The organism is Streptomyces milbemycinicus, from assembly GCF_002154605.1.
In the GTDB taxonomy this organism is placed as follows: domain Bacteria; phylum Actinomycetota; class Actinomycetes; order Streptomycetales; family Streptomycetaceae; genus Streptomyces; species Streptomyces milbemycinicus.
In genome coordinates, this window is the sequence record NZ_MUNE01000577.1 from 1 (window position 1) to 18,775 (window position 18,775).

Genomic DNA, 18,775 nt, shown 5'->3' on the forward strand with positions numbered 1-18,775 from the left:
GGAACGCGGCGTCCGCCGCGACGAACCCGGCCGTGTCCGCTTCGGCTGCCGCGGTCGCCATCGCCCGGGCGTGCGCCAAGAGCGCCTTGCAGGTTTCGTCGTCGCCCGAGGCCGCGGCGAGCGCGGCCGCCGACGGCTCGACGGCGGCGCGCAGTTCTGCCAGTTCGCGCAGCTGGGCCCCGCGGTGTGGTGAGTTCAGCCGCCAGCGGATGACCTGGGGGTCGTACAGGTTCCACTCGGTCATCGGCCGTACGGTGATGCCGACGCGGGGGCGGGAGGTGACGACCCGCTTGGACTCCAGCACTCGGACCGCTTCCCGGGCGACGGTCCGTGAGACGCCATAGCGCTCCTGGACGTCCTCCAGGCGCAGCACCTCGCCGGCGCGGGTCTCCTCCGCGGCGAGGGACAGGCCGATCTGGTCCACCACCTGTCCGTGCAGCCCTTGCAGTTCCACGCGCTCCCCGTTTCCGTCCTGCCCTTACCGCCCTCGACCGTCCCGGGGTTTCAGCGGGCCTGTGCGAGGCGGCCGAGCAGTGTGGTCACCCGCTCGCCCGCCGCTTGGGCACCGCCCGAGGTGAGCGCCGAGCCCATGCCGCAGGCGATGGCCCCGGCCGCGATCCACTCCGGTGCGTTGTCCATTGTCACACCACCGGTGGGGATCACGGGGGCCTGGGGCAGCGCGGCCCGGACGTCGCGCAGCCAGCTCGGGGATGCGCCGGAGGCCGGGAAGAGCTTGAGTGCGTCCGCGCCCTCCTCCAGGGCGCGGACCATCTCGGTCGGAGTGGCGACTCCGGGGAAGACCGGCACGCCGTAGCGGTGTCCGGTACGGATCACCTCCGGGTGCAGGCTCGGCGACACCAGGAACCGGGCGCCCGCCTCCACCGCGGCCCGCGCGGCGGGGGCGTCGATGACCGTGCCGGCGCCGACCAGCGCGTCCGGCCGTTCGGCGGTCAACTCGGCGACGGCGCTGAGCGCGCGCGGCGTGGTCAGCGCCACCTCCACGGCGTTCAGCCCGGCGTCGAGCACGGCCACGGCCGCGGCCAGGGCCTCCCGCGGCCCGGCCGCCCGGACGATCCCGAACACCCGCTGAGCGGTGACGGCCCGGACGATGTCCCATCGGTACATGAGTGCTCCTGGTGTGGTGCGGTGTGCGGTGTGGTGCGGTGTGCGGTGCCGTGGGTTAGGTGAGTGCCGCCGGGCGTCAGCGGTGGACGGTCTCCGCGGCGCCCATGAACGACGACAGCGCGCGAACCAGGCCCTGGCGATCGGGAAGGCCGTCGGTGTCGGTGGTGCACTGCACCACGAGCGCGGCGACCGCGGCGCCCGCCGCCAGGCAGCGGTCGTACGGTGCGCCGCTCAGGACCCCGGAGAGAAACCCGGCGGCGAACGCGTCGCCCGCCCCCACCGGGTCGGCGGCAGGTACCCGGAACGCGTCCTGCCGCCATGTGCCGTCCGCCGTACTGCAGGTGGCCGACTTGTCGCGGTGCTTCACCACGGCTGTGGTGACACCCGCGGCGAGCAGCCCGGGGGCCGTCGCGCCCAGCAGCTCCAGCTCGTCCTCGCCGGCCAGAGTTATGTCCGCCTGCCCAAGCAGCGGCCCGACGACGCTGCGCCAGCGCTCGGGGGTGCCCAGTTTCAGCCGTACGTTCGGGTCGAAGGAGACCATCGCGCCGGCCGCGCGGGCCAGCTCCAGCAGCCGCAACGTGGCCGTGTGGGCGGAGTCCGAGAGCATGGGGGTGATGCCCGTGATGTGCACCAGCCGGGCGCCCTCCACCATCTCGGCGGTCAGCTCGTCGGCGGTGAGCCGGGAGGCCGCCGAGCCGGCCCGGTGGTACTGCACATCGATCGCCCGCGCCGGATGGCTGTCCCGCAGCAGCAGCCCGGTGGGCGCGGAGGGATCCACGACGGCGTACGACGTGTCGATGGCGTCCGCGCGCAGCTGAGCCAGCACGGACCGGCCGGAGGGGTCGTCGCCGACGCGGCCGAGCCAGCGCGTGTGGTGTCCGAGCCTGGCGAGCCCGGTCGCCACGTTGGACTCCGCGCCCGCCACGGAGCGCCGGAACACCGTCGCCCGCTCCAGCGGCACCCCGGGCTCCGCCACCATCAGGAGCATCGCCTCGCCGCATGTCACGACCTCGGGCACCGGCCGCCCGCGCGGCTGTTCCTCGTAGGACATATGTACTCCTCAGAAAGCCTCAGAACGCCTGTCGCGGCGGGGCGGAATCGGTGGAGCCGACCAGGAAGTCGAGGTCGGCGCCGGTGTCGGCCTGGGTGACATGCCGGGTGTAGAGGTAGGTCCAGCCGCGGTCGGCGGGCGGCTTCGGCGGTTGCCACTCGGCCCGCCGTTCGTCCAGTTCGGCGTCCTCGACCAGCATGTCCAGGCGCCGCCCCGGTACGTCGAGCCGGACCTGGTCCCCCGTACGTATCAGCGCCAGCGGCCCGCCGACCGCCGCCTCCGGGGCGACGTGCAGCACACAGGCGCCGAAGGCGGTGCCGGACATGCGCGCGTCGGAGATCCGCACCATGTCCCGGACCCCGGCGTCGAGGAGCTTCTTGGGCAGCGGCAGATTGCCCACCTCCGGCATCCCGGGGTAGCCGCGCGGGCCGAGATTGCGTACGACGAGGACGGTATCGGCGGTGACATCGAGGTCGTCGTCCTCGGCGACGGCCAGATACTCCTCCACGGAGTCGAAGACCAGGGCGGGGCCGGTGTGCCGGAGCAGTGCCGGGTCGGCCGCGGACTGTTTGACGACCGCGCCGTCGGGCGCGAGGTTGCCGCGGACCACGGCGGTGCCGGTGCCGGCGGGCTGCACCGGCTTGTCGAGCGGGCGGATCACCTCACGGTCGTACACCTCGGCGCCCGCGCAGTTGTCGACGAGGCTCCGGCCGGTCACGGTGACGGTGCCGTGGTGCAGCCGGTCCCGCAGATCGTTGATGAGCGCGGGCAGCCCGCCGGCGTATGCGAACTCCTCCATCAGGAAGCGCCCGGACGGCATCAGGTCCACCAGCAGAGGCAGTTCGGCGCCGAGCCGGTCGAAGTCGTCGAGCGCGAGCGGTACGCCGAGCCGGCCGGCCACGGCGAGGAGGTGCACGACGGCGTTGGTGGAGCCGCCGATCGCCGCGTTGACCCGAATGGCGTTCTCGAACGCCTCGCGGGTCATGATCCGGCCGGGGGTGCGGGTGCTGCCCGCGAGTTCGACGGCACGGGCGCCGGTGGCCTCGGCGAGTGTGCCGCGGCGGGCGTCCACGGCGGGCAGACCGGAGGCGCCCGGCAGCATCATGCCCAGCGCCTCGGCGAGACAGGCCATCGTGGAAGCGGTGCCCATGGTCATGCAGTGGCCGGCCGAGCGGTTCAGCGAGGACTCGAACTCGGTGAACTCCTCCTGCGTGATCGTGCCCGCCCGCAACTCCTCGGTCATCCGCCAGATGTCCGTACCCGAGCCGACGTTGCGGCCGCGGAACCGGCCGTTGAGCATCGGGCCACCGGTGAAGACGATCGCCGGTACCCCGGCGCTGGCGGCGCCCATCAGCGCGGCGGGGGTGGTCTTGTCGCAACCGGTCAGGAGGACGACGGCGTCCAGCGGATTGGCCCGGATCTGCTCCTCGATCTCCATGGCGGCGAGATTGCGGTAGAGCATCGAGGTCGGGCGGAGAAACGGCTCGCCCAGCGACATCGCGGGGAACTCCAGCGGGAAGCCGCCCGCCTGCAGCACACCGCGCTTCACGGCGTCGGCGAGGATCTGCAAGTGGCCGTTGCACGGCGTCAGTTCGGAGTAGGTGTTGCAGATGCCGATGACGGGGCGGCCGTCGAAGTTATGACCGCCGCGGCCCATGGCGCGCAGATGGTGCCGTGAGATGAAACCGTTCTTCCCCCCGTCGCCGAACCAGGCGCGGCTGCGGAGGGGGGCGGTGGCGCTGTCGGTGCTGTCGGCGGTGGCGTTGTCGGCAGTGGGCGGGGGGTCGAGCGCGGCCATGCGCGATGTCCTTTCCGTGCGCTGAGGTGGCCGTGACCAAGCTGTGTCCCATCCACCTCTTCAATGGTGCTATCAAATCACGATACCTTCCGTCACCGTCCAGAGGATCAATGTCGAACTCCTGGGAGAGAGCCGCATGGAAGCGAAAGTGATGAAAACGGTCACCTGGCGGCTGATGCCGTTCCTGGTGCTGCTCTATTTGGTCGCCTATGTCGACCGGTCGAACGTCGGGTTCGCCAAGCTGACGCTCCAAGACGAACTGGGGCTGTCCAGCGCCGCGTTCACCCTCGGCCAGGTCGCGTTCTTCGTCGCGTACGCGATCTTCGAAGTGCCCAGCAACATCCTTCTCGAGCGGTTCGGAGCGCGCCGCTGGTTCACCAGGATCATGGTCAGCTGGGGCCTGGTCACCGTCCTCACGGCCCTGGTCTCCACCGCCTGGCAGTTCTACGCCGCCCGCTTTCTGCTCGGCGTGGCCGAGGCGGGCTTCTACCCCGGCGTCCTCTACTACCTGACCAAGTGGTACCCGTACCGCTACCGGGCGCGGATGACCGGCTGGTTCATGATGGCGTCCCCGCTCGCCTTCATCATCGGCAATCCGCTCATGGGCGCGCTCGGCGACCTGGACGGCACCCTCGGCCTGGAAGGCTGGCAGTGGATCTTCGTTGCCACCGGACTGCCCGCCATGCTGCTAGCCGTCGTCACTCTCCGTGTGCTCCCGGACGGACCGGACGGGGTGCGCTGGCTGACCGCCGACGAGAAGGGCTGGATCGCCGATGAACTCGCCCGAGAGACGGACGCGCTGGGCGCGGCCCACGAGAACCCGCTGAGCGCACTGCGCGACAAGCGCGTCGTGTGGATGGCGCTGTATTTCCTCTGCTTCCCCCTCGGCGCCTACGGCCTCAGCTTCTGGCTGCCGACCATCGTCGACGGCTTCGGTGGCCTGTCCTCCACGGCCACCGGGTTCATCACCGCCATTCCCTATGTCTTCGTCGCCCTCGGCCTGTACGTCGTGCCGAAGCTCGCCGACCGCAGCGGCTCCCGCTACCCGTGGATCGCCGCCACCACGGCCGTGGGCGCCCTGGGCCTGGCCGCCACCGCGCTGGTGGACAACCACGCGCTGCAGATGGCGCTCATCAGCGTGGCCGCGGTGGGCATCTTCGCCGGACAGCCGGTGCTCTGGTCGCTGCCGTCCCGGTTCCTCGCGGGCGTTCAGGCCGCCTCGGGCATCGCCATGATCAACGCCGTGGGCAACCTGGGCGGCGGATTCGGCCCCATGGGGATCGGTGTGATCGTGGACCGCACCTCGTCCCCTGTCACCGGTCTGTGGTTCCTGGTCGCCGCGATGGCCGTGGCCACCGTCGCCACCTTCGGCATCAAGCGGCTGATCGAGCACAGGCCCGTCATCACGGACACGCCGCAGCGGGACACCGAACTCGGGCGCTCCACGGTCTGAGCCACCCCGGCCGCCCGGCCACCATCTGAACCCTCCGCCGGCTCACCCGGCGCCGAGGCCGCCGAAGCGACTGCGGCCGACGCGCCTGTGGCGGAGGGGACACCCCCACCGGCGAGGTGCCGACCACCGACGGCTGAGGAAGCCGCCTCCGCACGCCTCTTTTATCTGCTTGCACAAGCAGATACCGTGCCCCTGTGACGACCCCAGGGCAGAGATCCCACGAGACACCGCACCCCGCCGACGACGCGCAGGACGACCGCTGGTGCATGGCCGTACGACTGCTGGGCCGCGTGGAGAAGCAGCTGGACGAGGCTCTGCAGCACGGGCACGGCCTGCCACTGTCGGAATACCGCGCCCTGTGCGCGCTCGGCCGCCCCGACAGCGGCCCCTCCCTGCGCATGGGCGAGTTGGCCGACCGGATCGGGCTGAAGGACAGCACCGTGACGCGCCTGGTCGGCCGGCTGGAAGCGCGGGGCCTGGCAGAGCGGACTTCCGCGGCCGGTGACGGTCGCGCGGTCAGCGCGAGCATCACCGCGACCGGCCGGGAACGCTATGCGGAGGCGACACCCACGTATCGGGCCGCCCTCGGGAACGCCCTGGAGGCCGCTCTGGCAAACGTGTACCTCGCCGATCTCGCCGCCTGGGTGCGTACGGGCGAATCGGCCGTGAGCGGCGCCACCGCACTCGGCCCGCTCCCCGGCTCCGGGAAATAGCCGCCACCTGCTGAACCCCATGTGTGCCCTGGGCCTTGTGTGACCGACTCACCGGCGCACTCGCGTCGACCCACTTCACGAAAGGAACCGTATGACCACCGCTGCCGAGCACTACGACGACCTGCTCGCCGAGCACTACACATGGATGCTCGGCGGTGACATGGAGACGGTGGCGGCGGCACAGGCCGAACTCCTCCGCGGGCTGGGCCTGGTCGCCCCTCCGGAAGAGAACACCACCGCCGTCGACCTCGGCAGCGGCCCCGGCCCGCAGACCCTGGCCCTCGCCCGCCTCGGCTTCACATCGGTGACCGCCGTCGACACCAGCACCGCGCTCCTGGACGAACTCCGGGAACACGCCAAGCGCTCCGGGACCGCGGAGGCCATCCACCCCGTCCACGGGGACATCCGCGGCGCCCTGACCCGGCTCACCTCCCCGGGCTCGGTCGCTGCCGTGGTGTGCATGGGCGACACCCTGCCGCACCTGTCCAGCCGTACGTACGTACAGGAACTGATCACGGACACCGCCAAGGCGCTGCGCCCGGGCGGGAGTTTCATCGCCACGTACCGCGATCTCACACACGAGCTCATCGGCCCGGACCGCTTCATCCCCGTCCGCAGCACCGCCGACCGGATCCTCACCTGCTTCCTCGACTACCTCGACGAGGACACGGTCCAGGTCCACGATCTGCTGCACACCCGCCGCGACGACGGCTGGCAGCTGAAGGCCAGCAGCTACCCCAAACTCCGACTGGCTCCGGAGTGGGTGACCGAACAGTGCCGCATGGCCGGCCTCGACATCCGCCACAACGAGGTGGGCCCTCGCGGTCTGCGCGTTCTGCACGCCATCAAGCCCTGACACTGTGAGCCACCGACGCCACCAACGCCACTCGCCGCGGCATGCACGACTGTCAGGAGTCGGCAGTGGACACGTGGCGGGCCAGCTCGTCGGCCAGTCGTTGCATGACCGTACGGTTGGCGCGCCGCATCGTGGGCCGTACGACCGGGGACAGCAGCCGGTCGGCGAGAGGGGCACGTTCCCAGGCGTAGGTGAACGAGATGTGGCTGCCGCCGGTTGGCAGCGGTTCGATGGTGTAGGTGCCGTGGGCCACGCGTCGGCCGGCCGCGCTGACGTTGCGTTCGACGATGCGGCGCGGCGCTTCGGCCTCGACGACCTCGATGGCGACGTCGGTCTTCGTGCCGCCCAGCGTCACGGTGACCGTGGCGCACGATCCGATGCCGCGGTCGGGGCCGCTGTAGCGGTAGTCGGTCAGGTAGTGGTTGGTGAATCGCTCGTGGTGGGCCATGACATCGAGGAAGTCGTAGACCTGCTCGGGTGTCTGAGGTACGTCGATCGACACGGTGACGGGGATCATGTACCAGACGGTACATGGCCCATGTACCGATTGGTACACTCGCGACGTGGTGAATACGGACGACGCGCATTCCGAGGGCGATGCCGGGCAGGGCACGGACGGGGACCGGCGCACACAACTGGTGGACGCGGCGGTCGATCACGTCGCGGCGCACGGCATCGCGGACCTGAGCCTGCGCCGCCTGGGCGCCGCGATCGGCGTCAGTCACCGCATGCTGATCCACTACTTCGGCTCCAAGGAACAGCTGCTCATCGAGATCGTCCGGACGTCGGAGCGGCGCCAGCGCGATCTGCTGTCCCGGCTCCGCCTGGAGCCCGGTCTCTCGCCCGCCGATGTCGCGCGGCGGCTGTGGCAGCAGCTGACCGATCCTCGGCTGGCCGGTCAGGAACGGCTTTTCTTCGAGGTGTGCGGGCAGGCGCTGCGGGGCCGCCCCGAGGCGGCCCCGGTCCTCGAAGGGCTCGTGACGGACTGGCTGGAACCCCTTGTGGTCGCCGAGGTCGGCGCGGGGGCGGACCCCGCCGTGGCCCGGAACCGCGCCAGGCTGGGGCTCGCCACCGTCCGCGGTCTGCTGCTCGATCTGCTCGCCACCGGTGACCGCGCCGGTGTCGACGCGGCGATGGAGGAGTTCCTGCGGCTGTTCTACGGCTCGAAGTGAAAGCCGCTGATCACGCACGGCAGTTGGGCCAGTGGAACACCGGATGTCACACCAGCCGCGTGTCCTCCTGAAGGCGGGGGAAAAGCGGCTGTGCTGCGGGCAGACGCCCCTCGACCGGTGTCAGCTGTGCGGCGATCCGCGTGGCGGCATCGGGGATGAAGGAACGTAGTTCATCCGCCAGTACGCGGCATGCGGTGACCAGCGTGACGAGAACGGTGTCGAGCCGCTTCGCAGCTTCACCGTCGCCCTGCCGCTCTGCCCGAGCCAGTTCCCATGGCCGAGTGGCATCAATACACCGGTTGGCTTCCTCCACGATGTTCCAGACAGCGCGGATGGCACGCCGGAAGTCGAAGTCGGCCAAGGCGGCGTCGACGAGACCGGGCACCTTCCGGCAGACGTCCACCAGCGCCAACCCACTGGAAGGGGCCGAGACGGGAACGGTTCCGCCGCGAAAGCGGTGAACCATTGTCACGATGCGATGGATGAGGTTGCCCAGTCCCCCGGCGAAATCCGCATCCGCGCGGCCGGTCAGGCGGTCGGGAGTGAAGTCGGCGTCCCCGATCCGGGGCACATCGCGCAGAAGCCACCAGCGCACCGCGTCGGTGCCATGGGCCGCGGCCAGTGCGGCCGGGTCGACGGTGGTTCCGGCGGATTTGCTGATCTTGCGGCCGTCGACGGTGAGGTAGTCGTGGACCAGGATGTCGGTGGGCAGCGGGAGTCCGGCCGACAGCAGCATGGCAGGCCAGTACACGGCGTGGAAGCGCACCACTCCCTTGCCGACCAGGTGGACACGGCGCTCGCTGGTGGCCCACCACTGGTCGTAGGCGGTGTCATCGGTGCCGTAGCCAAGGCTGGTGACGTAGTTGCCAAGGGCGTCCCACCACACATAGACGACCTGGCTCGGGTCTTCGGGCACGGGGATGCCCCAGCCGCGGGCGCGGCTGTGGGAGCGGGAGACGGAGAAGTCGTGCAGACCGCCTTCGACAAGGGCCAGGACCTCGTTGCGGCGGGCGACGGGCTCGATACGCAGGTCGCCGCTGGAGATCAGCTGATGGAGGCGGCCGGCGTAGCGTGACAGCCGGAAGAACCAGTTCTCTTCCGTGACGAGCTGAGGTTCGGTGCCGTGTTCGCCACACCGTCCATCGACCAGTTCGTCAGGGGTGTAGAACTGCTCGCAGCCCACGCAGTACAGGCCCTCGTACTCTCTGCGATAGAGGTCGCCCGACGCGGCGCACCGGCGCCACAGCCGTTCGACCCCGACGCGGTGGCGCGGGTCGCTGCTGGTGCGGATGAAGTCGTCGAACGAGAGCGCCAGTGGACCGCGCAATGCGGCGAACGCGTCGGCGTTGCGGTCGACGAACGACTGCACATCGGTGCCGGCCGCTTCGGCGGCCAGGACGTTCTTCAGAGAGTTGTCGTCGGTTCCGCTGAGCAGCCGGACCTGCTCACCTCGCCTGCGGTGGTGACGGGCCAACGTGTCCGCTTGGACGAGTTCCAGAGCGAAACCCAGGTGCGGGCGCGCGTTGACGTACGGAATGGTCGTGGTGATGTAGCGGCGTGGTGCGGTCATCGGTCCTCCTACCGGGTAGCGAGGCCTGGTCGCACAACAGTCGAGGCCCCGTCCCGGGGCCTCGGATTCGGTACGCGTCCGTGCTCAGCAGCCCCGTCGACGGGGCATCATCCGGTGCTGAGGCGAAAGCGTGATCATGCGCCCGAGAATAGCAACGGAGCGTCGTCGCGGCATGCTGTTTACGCTCCTTGGCGACGCGGTGCTGATCGCCGAGAGGCACGGGACCAGGCTGTCACCGCGGCTGCTGCGGAAGGTGTTGCGCCGCACCCTGGGCAGCGGGGCCGACGGCATCGGCGCCACGGGGCCGCTCTCTGTGAGTTTCTGTGAACTACCGGCTGGCCAACTGCCGCGACCTGCCACATTCCATCGGACTGGACCCCCGGTTCGCATGGCACACCCAGACTCGTGCAGATCCGTCCCAGAACAGCGCATCACTGTGAAGGCTCAGGCGATCTCGACCGCATAAGGGTCCAGAGAGAAGGCAGAGCGCTTCATGCACGACAGCAGCGTGGGCAGCGTCGGCACCAGCACCGGAGTGCCCGGCAGCGAACAACACACGAGTTGGAACAGGCGGCTCGTCGGCCAAGTGGCCATCCTGATTTTGGTGAACGCCATGGTGGACACGGTCGTCACGGCACCGCTCCTCGTCCTTCCCGAGATGCTCGACCACTTCGGCACCGACCAGTCGGCGTGGATCGACGCCAGCTCGCTGCTGGCGGGAGCGATGTGGGCGCCACTGCTCGGAAAGAGCGCCGATATCCACGGCAAGCGCAGAGTACTGGTCATGACGCTGCTCACCGCCTTGGCCGGCGCCCTGGTGTGCCTCGTCGCTCCCAGCCTCTGGGTGTTCATCTTCGGGCGTCTGCTGCAGGGAGCGGCCGTGGGGGCCGTGTTCCTCACGGTCGCCCTCATCCGTGACATGTGCGCACCGGACCTGGCGATGATCGCCACGGGCATCGTGACCTCGGGCTCCGCGCTTCTCAGTATCGGGATGCCCGCTCTCTTCGAGATAACGGCCGCAAAGTTCGGCTGGCGGAGTGTGTTCGTCGCGTCGGCGATATTCGCGGCCACCGCGGCCGTCCTCGTGCGCAGGCTCCTTCCCAAGGACACGCTCAGGACACCGGGCAAGGTCGACATCGCCGGGGCCCTGCTTCTCGGCGGAGGTCTGGCGGCGGTCCTCAGCTATATCAGCCTCGGGTCGGATTTCGGCTGGTTCGCCGTGGGGCCGCTCGCCCTCCTTGTCGCCGGCGCCGCGGCACTTGCCAGGTGGTTCCTGGTGGCGAGCCGGGTTCCCGAGCCCGTGATCGACATCAGAAACCTCGGCAGGCCACTGGAGCTCACGCTCCTCGTGGTCGTCTTCGGAACCGGCGCGTACCAGAGCATGCTCACGCTCTTCGGCCTCATCGCCAAGGTCTCAGCGGATCAGCAGCTCGGGTACGGACTCGCCGCCCCGGGAGCGCTGGGCCTGCTGTACGGGGTACCGGCGATCGGAATCGTGCTCGGCGGCACCCTGGCCGGGGCGCTCGGAACACGCTTCGGGCCGGCCGTGACCCTCGCAGGCGGCGTAGCGCTCGGAACGGTGGGCACCGTCGGGATGTTCCTCGGTGACTCCCGGCTGCCTCTCGCGGTCGTGTGCTCCTTCCTGCTGAGCCTCACCGCAGGAACGCTGGTGACATCCGGCTTCAACATGGCAGCGACGCTCGCGCCCCCGGAACGCCAGGGTGTCGTGTCCAGCATGGTGATGGTCATGGTGGCGACCGGGGCAGTGATCCTGAAGTTCGTGGGTTCAGCCGTGCTCAAGTCCACCAACACGGTCATCGACGGCGAAACGGTGAATTCGGCCGCAGGGGTTCACGACTACATCGCGATGGCGGCCGGCGCGTTCACAGCCGCCGCCGTAGTAGCCGTCATCCTGCTGCGAACCCGCCGCGGCGCAAGATAAGATTCACGCAATTACGGCCATGAACGAGAGATGAACAATGACGTCGATGGATGACATCCTGAGGGAAATCGCCGACCTTCGGGAGGTTATGACGAACCGTTTCCGGCAGGTCGAGGCCCTGACGAATCTCTACGCAATCATTCCCGTCAAACACGCAATGCCCCAACCCACAAAGTGGACGGCCTCACCCGACCTCCTACTATTCCTGATCTCACACATCCAGGAGCGACGTCCGGTTTCCATCCTGGACATAGGAAGCGGCGCCACAACGGTCTGGATGGCAAACGCGCTTCGCCATTTCGAAATCCCCGGGAAGATCATCTCAATCGACCATGACAAAAGCTTCGGTGCCGTGACAGCCGCCACATTGACCCAGCAAGGGCTGGACACATATGCGGACGTGCGTATCGCCCCACTGGTCGAGGTGGACATCAAGGGAGAGCGACGGCACTGGTACGACCCGACGCAGCTCGAGGACGTCGAGAACTGCGATATGGCGGTGATCGACGGGCCTCCAGGATTCACGCATCCACTTTCAAGGTACCCGGCACTCCCCATGCTTGAATCGAAGCTGAGCAGCGATGCGAGGATATTTCTGGACGACGCGAGTCGTCCCGACGAGCGGGAGATAGTCGAGCGCTGGTGCCGCGAGTATCCGGACTGGTCCTCCGATTTCATTGATCACGAAAAGGGGACGGCTGTTCTGGCTCGGCGCACGGTGATTGCCGATGAATACCCGGCGGAGTGAATGGTCTGAGTGAGCCGAGCGAGTGCTGGGGCGGGGTACCGGCCACCGGCACCCCGCCCCAGCCTGATCAGAGGAAGCTGACACCCTGGGCGAGGGCGAGTTCGCTGGAGTAGTTGATGGTGTTGGTGGCCGCGCGCATATAGGCCTTCCAGGCGTCGGAGCCTGACTCCCGGCCGCCGCCGGTGTCCTTTTCGCCGCCGAAGGCGCCGCCGATTTCGGCTCCGGAGGTGCCGATGTTGACGTTGGCGATGCCGCAGTCGGAGCCGGCGGCGGACAGGAAGATCTCGGCTTCCTGCTGGTCGCGGGTGAAGATGCTGGACGACAGCCCCTGCGGGACGTCGTTGTGCAGCGCGATCGCCTCGTCGAGGGTGTCGTAGGTGAGTACGTACAGGATCGGCGCGAAGGTCTCCTCCCGTACCACGTCGGTCTGTTCGTCGACGCGGACGAGGACCGGTTCGGTGTAGGCCGCCGAGGGCGCGGCCTCGGTCAGGCGCCGGTTTCCGCCGGCCAGGATCTTGCCGCCCTGGGCCTGGACGCGGGAGAGGGCGCCCCGCATGGCGTCGAGGGCCGTGGTGGAGATGAGCGGGCCGACGAGCGTGGTGTCGTCGAACGGATTGCCAATGGGGAGCTTGTGGTAGGCGGCGGTCAGCCGCTCGATGAAGGTGCCGGCGATATCGCGGTGGACGATGAGGCGGCGCAGCGTCGTACAGCGCTGGCCGGCGGTGCCGGCCGCGGCGAAGACGATGCCCTGGATGGCGAGGTCCAGGTCGGCGGAGGGGGCGACGATGGCAGCATTGTTGCCGCCGAGTTCCAGCAGGCTGCGACCGAAGCGGGCCGCGACGCGGGGGCCGACCTCACGCCCCATGCGGGTGGAGCCGGTGGCGCTGACGAGCGCGACGCGAGGGTCGTCGACCAGCTTCTCGCCGATGGCGCGGTCGCCGAGCACGAGGCGGTGTACGTCGCGGGGCGCGCCGACCTCCTCGGCGGCCCGGGCGAGCAGGTGGTCGCAGGCCAGGGAGATCAGCGGGGTGAGTTCCGACGGCTTCCAGACCACGGTGTCACCGCAGACGAGGGCGATGGCGGTGTTCCAGGACCAAACGGCGGCGGGGAAGTTGAAGGCGGAGATGACACCGACCACGCCGAGGGGATGCCAGGTCTCGGCCAGCCGGTGGCCAGGGCGTTCGGAGGCGATCGTGCGGCCGTAGAGCTGGCGGGACAGGCCGACGGCGAAGTCGCAGATGTCGATCATTTCCTGGATCTCGCCCAGCGCCTCGGAGCGGATCTTGCCTGCCTCGATGGTGACGAGGTCGGCCAGGTCGCTCTTGTGCTCGCGCAGCAACTCGCCGAGGCGGCGCACAAGTTCACCGCGGCGCGGAGCGGGCGTGGTGCGCCAGGTGAGGAAGGCCGTACGGGCGGCGGCGATGGCTTCTTCGGTGGCGGCGTCGGTGGCGGCCGTCAACCCGAGAAGGCTCTCGCCGGTGATGGGGGTGCGGGCGTGGAAGTCGTTGCCCTCGGCCACGTCGACGCCGATGTTCTGGAGGCCGCCACGGGCGCGGGCGCGCAGCTCGTCCGTGGTGGGCAGTGCGGTGCTGGTCATGGCGGTCCTTGAAGGTGTGAGGGGGCGGGGGTCAGCCGAGGGCGCCGGTGAGGTCGAGCTCGTGGGCGACCTGTGCGAGGGAGCGGTTCTGCTGCTGCTCGTAGAGGGCGAAGGGGTCCAGCACGTCGTGGCCGATGGCGCCGGAGAGCCAGGCGGCGTCGTAGGCGGTGCCTTCGCGCTCGTTGTTGCGGATGCCCTCGCCGCTGAGGTTGGACTGGAAGATGCCGGCGGCGGAGCGGGGCAGAAAGTCCTCGTAGACGACGGGCTCAGCGCTCACCCAGCCCTGCCGCACCAGTTCGCTGACGCTGGTGGGGGGCCGGTTGCCGTCGCGCGGCCGGTCCGGGTCGAGCCGGTAGGTGAAGTAGGCCAGCCCCGCGGCGGCGAGTTCCCGTTCGCTGCCGGGCAGGTGCCGCTCCCACACGGCGCGCGCGATATCGCCCCGGGCGTCAGCAGCGTTCTGGGACACCTGCTCATCGATGTGGCCGAGGAGTTCGTCGTAGAGGGCGCGGCCCTTGCGGGTGAGGGCGATGCCGCGGGCCTCGACCTCGCCGAAGCGGACTCGTAGGGCGCCACTGACGACGCTGCCGTCCGGGGTGCGCATGGCACGGGGTTCGGCCAGCGCCCGGAAGGAGGTCTGCCGCAGCAGGACGTCGGGGCCCTGCCACTTCGGCGGGCCCTGGATGGTGTCGATCATCTCGATGCCGCGCTCGGTCATCCGCCGGTACAGCTCGTCGATGTCCAGGACGCGCGGGGTGAGGTGGTTGATGTGGGTGCTGCGGACGCCGCCGATGTCCGCGGCGACGGCGGAGATCCGCTCCAGAGTCTGGTACCACGCCTGGTCGACGGGCTCGGGCGACAGCTCGAAGGCGTGCACGGCGAGTCGCAGAAAGCGCTCGGCGTCCGCCTCGGGCAGCTCCCGCTCCGCCGTGGCGCGGTCGGCCAGTGCGAGCAGTTCGGCGGGGAAGAGTTCGCGGTCCGCGAGGAAGGCCTCCAGGCGTGAGCGCAGGTCTGCGTCGAAGAAGCGGGGGTCGGCGGGGGTGAGCATGGAGGTGAACACCCGGAAGGGGTTGCGGGCCAGTTCCTCGCCGTCGACCGGCCGGAAGGCGGTGGAGATGACGGGGACGGCGCTGGCGGCGGCCTCCCGCAGATCGTAGAAGCCGACCGGGTGCATGCCCAGGGCCGCGAAGATGCGGGCGACCTGCCGCAGTTCCTTCGGTGTGCCGACGCGGATGGCTCCGTGCCGCTCGGCGGTCACCCGGCTGATGGACCCGAGGCGTTCCGCGTCGGCTCCCTGTGCGCGCAGGACGTCCTCGTTGACCTCGCGCGAAACGTCCACGAGCGTGGTGTAGGCGGGAACCTCCTGCCCGTACATCTCCGACAGCCGCGCCGCGAATGCGGCCCGCAGCTGCCACTGAGTGATCATTGACATGGTTCGGCCTTTCGGTCGGGGGTCACACCACATGGGCTTCGGGGCGGAAATCGGCGCCGTCGCGGAACCGGTCGGCGCTGAGCGGGGAGATGTCGGTGAACGGCTCGCGCTCCAGGTACAGGTCGCGCATGACTTCGCCGATCGCGGGCGCCTGAAGGAAGCCGTGGCCGGAGAACCCGGCGGCGTAGAGGAAGTTGGGCAGCTCCCCGGAGCGGCCGATCAGCGCGTTGTGGTCCGGCGTGTTCTCATACAGGCCGGCCCATCCGCTGACGGTCTCCATATCGGCCAGAGCCGGGGCGCGGTGGCGGGCGACGGTGCGGAACAGCTCCAGCCACTCCGGGGTCCAGGTGGTGTCGAAGCCGTCTTCCTGATCGGGGTCGGCCAGCCCGAACAGCAGCCCGTCGTCGCTGTTGTGGAAGTAGCCGGACGAGGCGAAGTCGATGGTGAACGGGATACGCGGGGCGGGCGGCGCGAGTGGCGCGGTGAACGCCAACTGCCGCCTCACGGGCCGGATCGGGAGGTTGATGCCGGCCATGTCGCCGATCTGCGCCGACCAGGCTCCCGCTGTGCAGATGACGGTGGAGCAGGCGATGCTGCCATGGCCGGTGTGCACCCCGCTGACGCGGTCCCCCGCCGTGTGGATGCCGGAGACGGCGGTGTGGGTGGCGAAGGTGACGCCCGCGCGGGCCGCGGCCCGCACATACCCCTGGACGACCAGTCCGGGGCGGGCGTGCCCGTCGGCCGGGGAGTACGCGGCGGCCATGAGGCCGTCGGTGCTGATGTAGGGACACAGGCGCCGGGCTTCGGAGGGGCTGATCATACGGCTCGGCACGTCGAGGCTGTTCTGGAGCTCGACGCCGGTCTCGAAGTCGCTCACCTGCTGTTCGCTGTCGAGCAGGAAGAGGTAGCCGACGGTGTCGAGCCGGATGTCGGCGCCGGGCCGGTGGGGAAACTCCTGGTAGGCACGGAGGCTGCGGCTGCCCAGCTCGATGTTGAGCGGATCGGAGAACTGGGCGCGTACGCCACCGATCGGCTTGCCCGAGCTGCCGCAGCACAGGTCGCCGCGCTCGACGACGACGATGTTGTGCACCCCGGCCTCGGCGAGGTGAAACGCGGTGCTCGCACCCATGACGCCGCCACCGATGATCACAACATCGGCGGAGGTCGGAACGGTGCGGAAGGCGGAGAAGGACAACGGGCCACTCCCTTCCAGAGGCCACCCCGTCGGACGGAGACGGGTCGTACGAAGACGGGTCCGTTTCTCCGGAACGCTACGGGTCGGGCTGCCTGGTCCGACAGGTGAGGCAGAGGCTCGTTCTAGGATCTTCGGTATGGCGAAGCGCGCGGTACATCGGCGGGCCCGGAAGATCCTGGGCGAGGACCCCGTGGCTCTGGTCTGGTGCGAGATCCACAAGCCCATCCCCACACCGCCCGAAGACGTGCACCGCGCCTCAGGCAAGAAGCGGCTGAAGCCGGGCCGTCACTGGCTGCGGTACATCGGGGCCGTGGTGTTCTTCTTCGTCGTCATCCCGATGATGCTGATCGACGGACTCGACCGGCTGCTCCAGGGGCGGCGGCGCCGTGGACCGCGGGCCGGGGAGCCGCAGACTCCGCCGGAGGACCGCCCCGCTGCCTCCCGCCGCGGCCCTGCCCGCGATCGTCGGCAGGATCCGACCAACGGCATCTTCGACGGCGACTGGAACCTGGCCGCAGGCCAGTTGCTGTTGCGCTGGTACGGGCACTCCCCCAACCCGAAACGCCTGGTCATGCTGGCCCACGATCGCGTCTGCATCGCCACGTCCCCTCGCCGTCGGCTGTCGCCCACCAAGGCCGACGACTTCCGGACCGTCGTGGAGTTTCCCCTCGATCAGGTCCGTGTCGAAGGCGAGGCGGGCCAGCCGCGCGGATTCGCCACTTTCCGGCTCCGCTTCACCGACGGGTCCTGGCTGGAGGTAGGGCGGCTGGGCGAACCTGAGGACGCCGACCATTTCCTCCGCACCATCAGCGGCTGAGCACCAGGAGCGGCCTGGTGGGCGCCACATTGGACACACCGCATGTCTCTGCACCATTATGTGCATATGAACGCACGCATGCATCAATCAGATGCGGAAGGTTCACACCCGCATGGCACGTGCCTTGAACCATCCACCCGAGCCGCCCGGGTCGGCGGATGCCGGTGAATGACGAGCAGGCGACCCCGACCAGGTCGCATACGCATCCCAGCGGCGCGGCGCAGTTCTCCACGGCCGCCCATGTCTTCGCGCTGCTCTCCGACCCGACCCGGCTGCATCTGGTGTGGTCCCTCGCCCGGGGCGAGGCCGATGTCAACACCCTCACCGAGGCCAGCGGGGCGGCCCGCCCCGCGGTGAGCCAGCACCTGGCCAAGCTCCGTCTTGCCGGGCTGGTCCAGGTGCGCAAGGAGGGGCGCCGCTCGGTGTACTCGCTCCACGACGGCCATCTGCGCCGGCTGGTCATCGAGGCCGTCAACCACGCCGATCACATGGTCACTGGGGCCCCGCCGCACGACTGAGACCCGCCCGGGGACGGTGGCGGTGGACGGTCATGCGCCACGGCGTACGGCGACGACCTTGGGCTCGGTCATGGCCTCCACGGCGTACCGCACACCCTCACGGCCGACGCCCGACCGTTTGGGCCCGCCGAAGGGCATGGCGTCGATCCGGAAGTCGCTGCTGTCGTTGATCATCACCGCGCCCACCCGGAGCCGTTCCGCGATGTCCAGGGCGGTGTCCAGCGCGGTGGTGAAGACACCGGCCTGGAGGCCGTAGCGGGTGTCGTTGGCGCGGGCGACGGCCTCGTCCACCGTGTCGATCGGCTCGACCACCAGCACCGGGCCGAAGATCTCCTCGGTCATCACCTTCGCGTCCGCCGGGACGTCCGTGAGTACGGTCGGCCAGTGGAAAGCGCCGTCCCGGCGGCCTCCGGTGTGCACCACGGCGCCGCTCTCGCGCGCCTCCTGTACCCATCCCTCGACGCGCCGCGCCTCGCGTTCGCTGATGAGCGGGCCGATGTCCGTACGGGGATCGGCCTTGCGGCCCACCCGCAACTCCTCGGTGGCCGCGATCACATGCCGGAGGAAGGGGGCGGCGATGCGCGCGGCGACGAAGACCCGCTGCACCGACAGGCAGTTCTGCCCCGCCACGCCGAAGGCGCCCGCCACCACGGCCTGTGCGGCCGCCGGGGTGTCCGCGTCGTCGAGGACGAGGACGGCGTTGTTCCCGCCCAGCTCCATGAGGGTTTTCTTGGCTCCGGCGGCGCTCGCCACCGCGTTTCCGGTCCGGTGGCCGCCGGTGAAGGACACCA

At 69.7% G+C, this 18,775-nt stretch carries 19 protein-coding genes; 8 read left to right on the forward strand and 11 right to left on the reverse strand.

From position 1 onward, the window contains the following. The 4 genes from CCN51_RS38715 to CCN51_RS38730 form a co-directional block, all read right to left on the reverse strand. Positions 1-454 (reverse strand): FadR/GntR family transcriptional regulator (locus CCN51_RS38715; protein ID WP_086860652.1); only part of this gene is annotated, 454 nt, incomplete at its 3' end. A gap of 50 nt (positions 455-504) precedes the next feature. Continuing rightward, entirely contained in the window at positions 505-1,125 is a 621-nt protein-coding gene (locus CCN51_RS38720; RefSeq protein WP_014173051.1) for a bifunctional 4-hydroxy-2-oxoglutarate aldolase/2-dehydro-3-deoxy-phosphogluconate aldolase, read from the reverse strand. 76 nt (positions 1,126-1,201) lie between these two features. After that, a complete protein-coding gene (locus CCN51_RS38725; RefSeq protein ID WP_014173052.1) occupies positions 1,202-2,176 on the reverse strand; it encodes a sugar kinase in 975 nt (324 codons plus the stop codon). Positions 2,177-2,195: 19 nt separating this feature from the next. Then, on the reverse strand, positions 2,196-3,974 hold the full coding sequence (locus CCN51_RS38730; protein WP_014173053.1) for an IlvD/Edd family dehydratase: 1,779 nt from the start codon (positions 3,972-3,974) through the stop codon (positions 2,196-2,198). Between the two features lie 136 nt (positions 3,975-4,110). Between CCN51_RS38730 and CCN51_RS38735 the strand changes: the two genes are divergently transcribed. From CCN51_RS38735 to CCN51_RS38745, 3 genes are all read left to right on the forward strand, one after another. Next, positions 4,111-5,427 (forward strand): MFS transporter, encoded by a 1,317-nt coding sequence (locus tag CCN51_RS38735; protein WP_014173054.1) that lies wholly within the window; start codon positions 4,111-4,113, stop codon positions 5,425-5,427. 194 nt (positions 5,428-5,621) lie between these two features. Further along, a complete protein-coding gene (locus CCN51_RS38740) occupies positions 5,622-6,140 on the forward strand; it encodes a MarR family winged helix-turn-helix transcriptional regulator (protein ID WP_238545251.1) in 519 nt (172 codons plus the stop codon). A gap of 91 nt (positions 6,141-6,231) precedes the next feature. Further along, positions 6,232-6,996 (forward strand): SAM-dependent methyltransferase, encoded by a 765-nt coding sequence (locus CCN51_RS38745; RefSeq protein ID WP_014173056.1) that lies wholly within the window; start codon positions 6,232-6,234, stop codon positions 6,994-6,996. Between the two features lie 52 nt (positions 6,997-7,048). Here CCN51_RS38745 and CCN51_RS38750 read toward each other — a convergent pair whose 3' ends face one another. After that, positions 7,049-7,513, reverse strand: coding sequence for an SRPBCC family protein (locus CCN51_RS38750; RefSeq protein ID WP_014173057.1), 465 nt, complete (start codon positions 7,511-7,513; stop codon positions 7,049-7,051). Positions 7,514-7,559: 46 nt separating this feature from the next. Between CCN51_RS38750 and CCN51_RS38755 the strand changes: the two genes are divergently transcribed. Beyond that, the gene (locus CCN51_RS38755; protein WP_014173058.1) at positions 7,560-8,168 is read left to right on the forward strand and encodes a TetR/AcrR family transcriptional regulator; all 609 of its coding nucleotides are present in this window, start codon (positions 7,560-7,562) and stop codon (positions 8,166-8,168) included. A 46-nt stretch (positions 8,169-8,214) separates the two neighbouring features. On the opposite strand, the gene CCN51_RS38760 is transcribed toward CCN51_RS38755, so the two are convergent. Next, positions 8,215-9,738 (reverse strand): methionine--tRNA ligase, encoded by a 1,524-nt coding sequence (locus CCN51_RS38760; protein WP_014173059.1) that lies wholly within the window; start codon positions 9,736-9,738, stop codon positions 8,215-8,217. 444 nt (positions 9,739-10,182) lie between these two features. Then, positions 10,183-10,353, reverse strand: a complete 171-nt coding sequence (locus CCN51_RS58320; RefSeq protein WP_238545252.1) for a hypothetical protein — start codon at positions 10,351-10,353, stop codon at positions 10,183-10,185. On the opposite strand from CCN51_RS58320, the gene CCN51_RS38770 reads away from it, so the two are divergent. Next, positions 10,352-11,680 carry an MFS transporter gene (locus tag CCN51_RS38770; protein WP_014173061.1) on the forward strand — a complete coding sequence of 443 codons (1,329 nt, stop codon included), beginning with the start codon at positions 10,352-10,354 and terminating at the stop codon, positions 11,678-11,680. The two genes, CCN51_RS58320 and CCN51_RS38770, sit on opposite strands and share 2 nt — an antisense overlap. A 46-nt stretch (positions 11,681-11,726) precedes the next feature. Then, on the forward strand, positions 11,727-12,428 hold the full coding sequence (locus CCN51_RS38775) for a class I SAM-dependent methyltransferase (protein ID WP_158104737.1): 702 nt from the start codon (positions 11,727-11,729) through the stop codon (positions 12,426-12,428). Positions 12,429-12,495: 67 nt separating this feature from the next. Here the strand turns inward: CCN51_RS38775 and amaB are convergent, their stop codons facing one another. From amaB to CCN51_RS38790, 3 genes are read right to left on the reverse strand one after another with little or no spacing between them, the layout of a single operon-like run. Then, on the reverse strand, positions 12,496-14,025 hold the full coding sequence (amaB, locus tag CCN51_RS38780; protein ID WP_014173063.1) for an L-piperidine-6-carboxylate dehydrogenase: 1,530 nt from the start codon (positions 14,023-14,025) through the stop codon (positions 12,496-12,498). Positions 14,026-14,056: 31 nt separating this feature from the next. Further along, complete coding sequence (hglS, locus tag CCN51_RS38785) at positions 14,057-15,448, reverse strand: 2-oxoadipate dioxygenase/decarboxylase (protein WP_014173064.1); 1,392 nt, start codon at positions 15,446-15,448, stop codon at positions 14,057-14,059. 28 nt (positions 15,449-15,476) lie between these two features. Beyond that, positions 15,477-16,649 (reverse strand): NAD(P)/FAD-dependent oxidoreductase, encoded by a 1,173-nt coding sequence (locus CCN51_RS38790; protein WP_014173065.1) that lies wholly within the window; start codon positions 16,647-16,649, stop codon positions 15,477-15,479. A 136-nt stretch (positions 16,650-16,785) separates the two neighbouring features. Between CCN51_RS38790 and CCN51_RS38795 the strand changes: the two genes are divergently transcribed. After that, positions 16,786-17,466 (forward strand): hypothetical protein, encoded by a 681-nt coding sequence (locus CCN51_RS38795; RefSeq protein WP_014173066.1) that lies wholly within the window; start codon positions 16,786-16,788, stop codon positions 17,464-17,466. 158 nt (positions 17,467-17,624) lie between these two features. Beyond that, positions 17,625-17,984, forward strand: a complete 360-nt coding sequence (locus CCN51_RS38800) for an ArsR/SmtB family transcription factor (protein WP_014173067.1) — start codon at positions 17,625-17,627, stop codon at positions 17,982-17,984. A 30-nt stretch (positions 17,985-18,014) separates the two neighbouring features. On the opposite strand, the gene CCN51_RS38805 is transcribed toward CCN51_RS38800, so the two are convergent. Then, positions 18,015-18,775, reverse strand: a 761-nt coding sequence (locus CCN51_RS38805; protein WP_143676018.1) for an aldehyde dehydrogenase family protein, incomplete at its 5' end; no start/stop codon positions are given.

Coding starts and splice junctions, on each gene's coding strand:
- CCN51_RS38720 (WP_014173051.1), bottom strand. CDS start 1,125: ATGTACCGATGGGACATCGTCCGGGCCGTCACCGCTCAGCGGGTGTTC.
- CCN51_RS38725 (WP_014173052.1), bottom strand. CDS start 2,176: ATGTCCTACGAGGAACAGCCGCGCGGGCGGCCGGTGCCCGAGGTCGTG.
- CCN51_RS38730 (WP_014173053.1), bottom strand. CDS start 3,974: ATGGCCGCGCTCGACCCCCCGCCCACTGCCGACAACGCCACCGCCGAC.
- CCN51_RS38735 (WP_014173054.1), top strand. CDS start 4,111: ATGGAAGCGAAAGTGATGAAAACGGTCACCTGGCGGCTGATGCCGTTC.
- CCN51_RS38745 (WP_014173056.1), top strand. CDS start 6,232: ATGACCACCGCTGCCGAGCACTACGACGACCTGCTCGCCGAGCACTAC.
- CCN51_RS38750 (WP_014173057.1), bottom strand. CDS start 7,513: ATGATCCCCGTCACCGTGTCGATCGACGTACCTCAGACACCCGAGCAG.
- CCN51_RS38760 (WP_014173059.1), bottom strand. CDS start 9,738: ATGACCGCACCACGCCGCTACATCACCACGACCATTCCGTACGTCAAC.
- CCN51_RS38770 (WP_014173061.1), top strand. CDS start 10,352: ATGGTGGACACGGTCGTCACGGCACCGCTCCTCGTCCTTCCCGAGATG.
- CCN51_RS58320 (WP_238545252.1), bottom strand. CDS start 10,353: ATGGCGTTCACCAAAATCAGGATGGCCACTTGGCCGACGAGCCGCCTG.
- CCN51_RS38775 (WP_158104737.1), top strand. CDS start 11,727: ATGGATGACATCCTGAGGGAAATCGCCGACCTTCGGGAGGTTATGACG.
- amaB (WP_014173063.1), bottom strand. CDS start 14,025: ATGACCAGCACCGCACTGCCCACCACGGACGAGCTGCGCGCCCGCGCC.
- hglS (WP_014173064.1), bottom strand. CDS start 15,448: ATGATCACTCAGTGGCAGCTGCGGGCCGCATTCGCGGCGCGGCTGTCG.
- CCN51_RS38795 (WP_014173066.1), top strand. CDS start 16,786: ATGGCGAAGCGCGCGGTACATCGGCGGGCCCGGAAGATCCTGGGCGAG.
- CCN51_RS38800 (WP_014173067.1), top strand. CDS start 17,625: ATGCCGGTGAATGACGAGCAGGCGACCCCGACCAGGTCGCATACGCAT.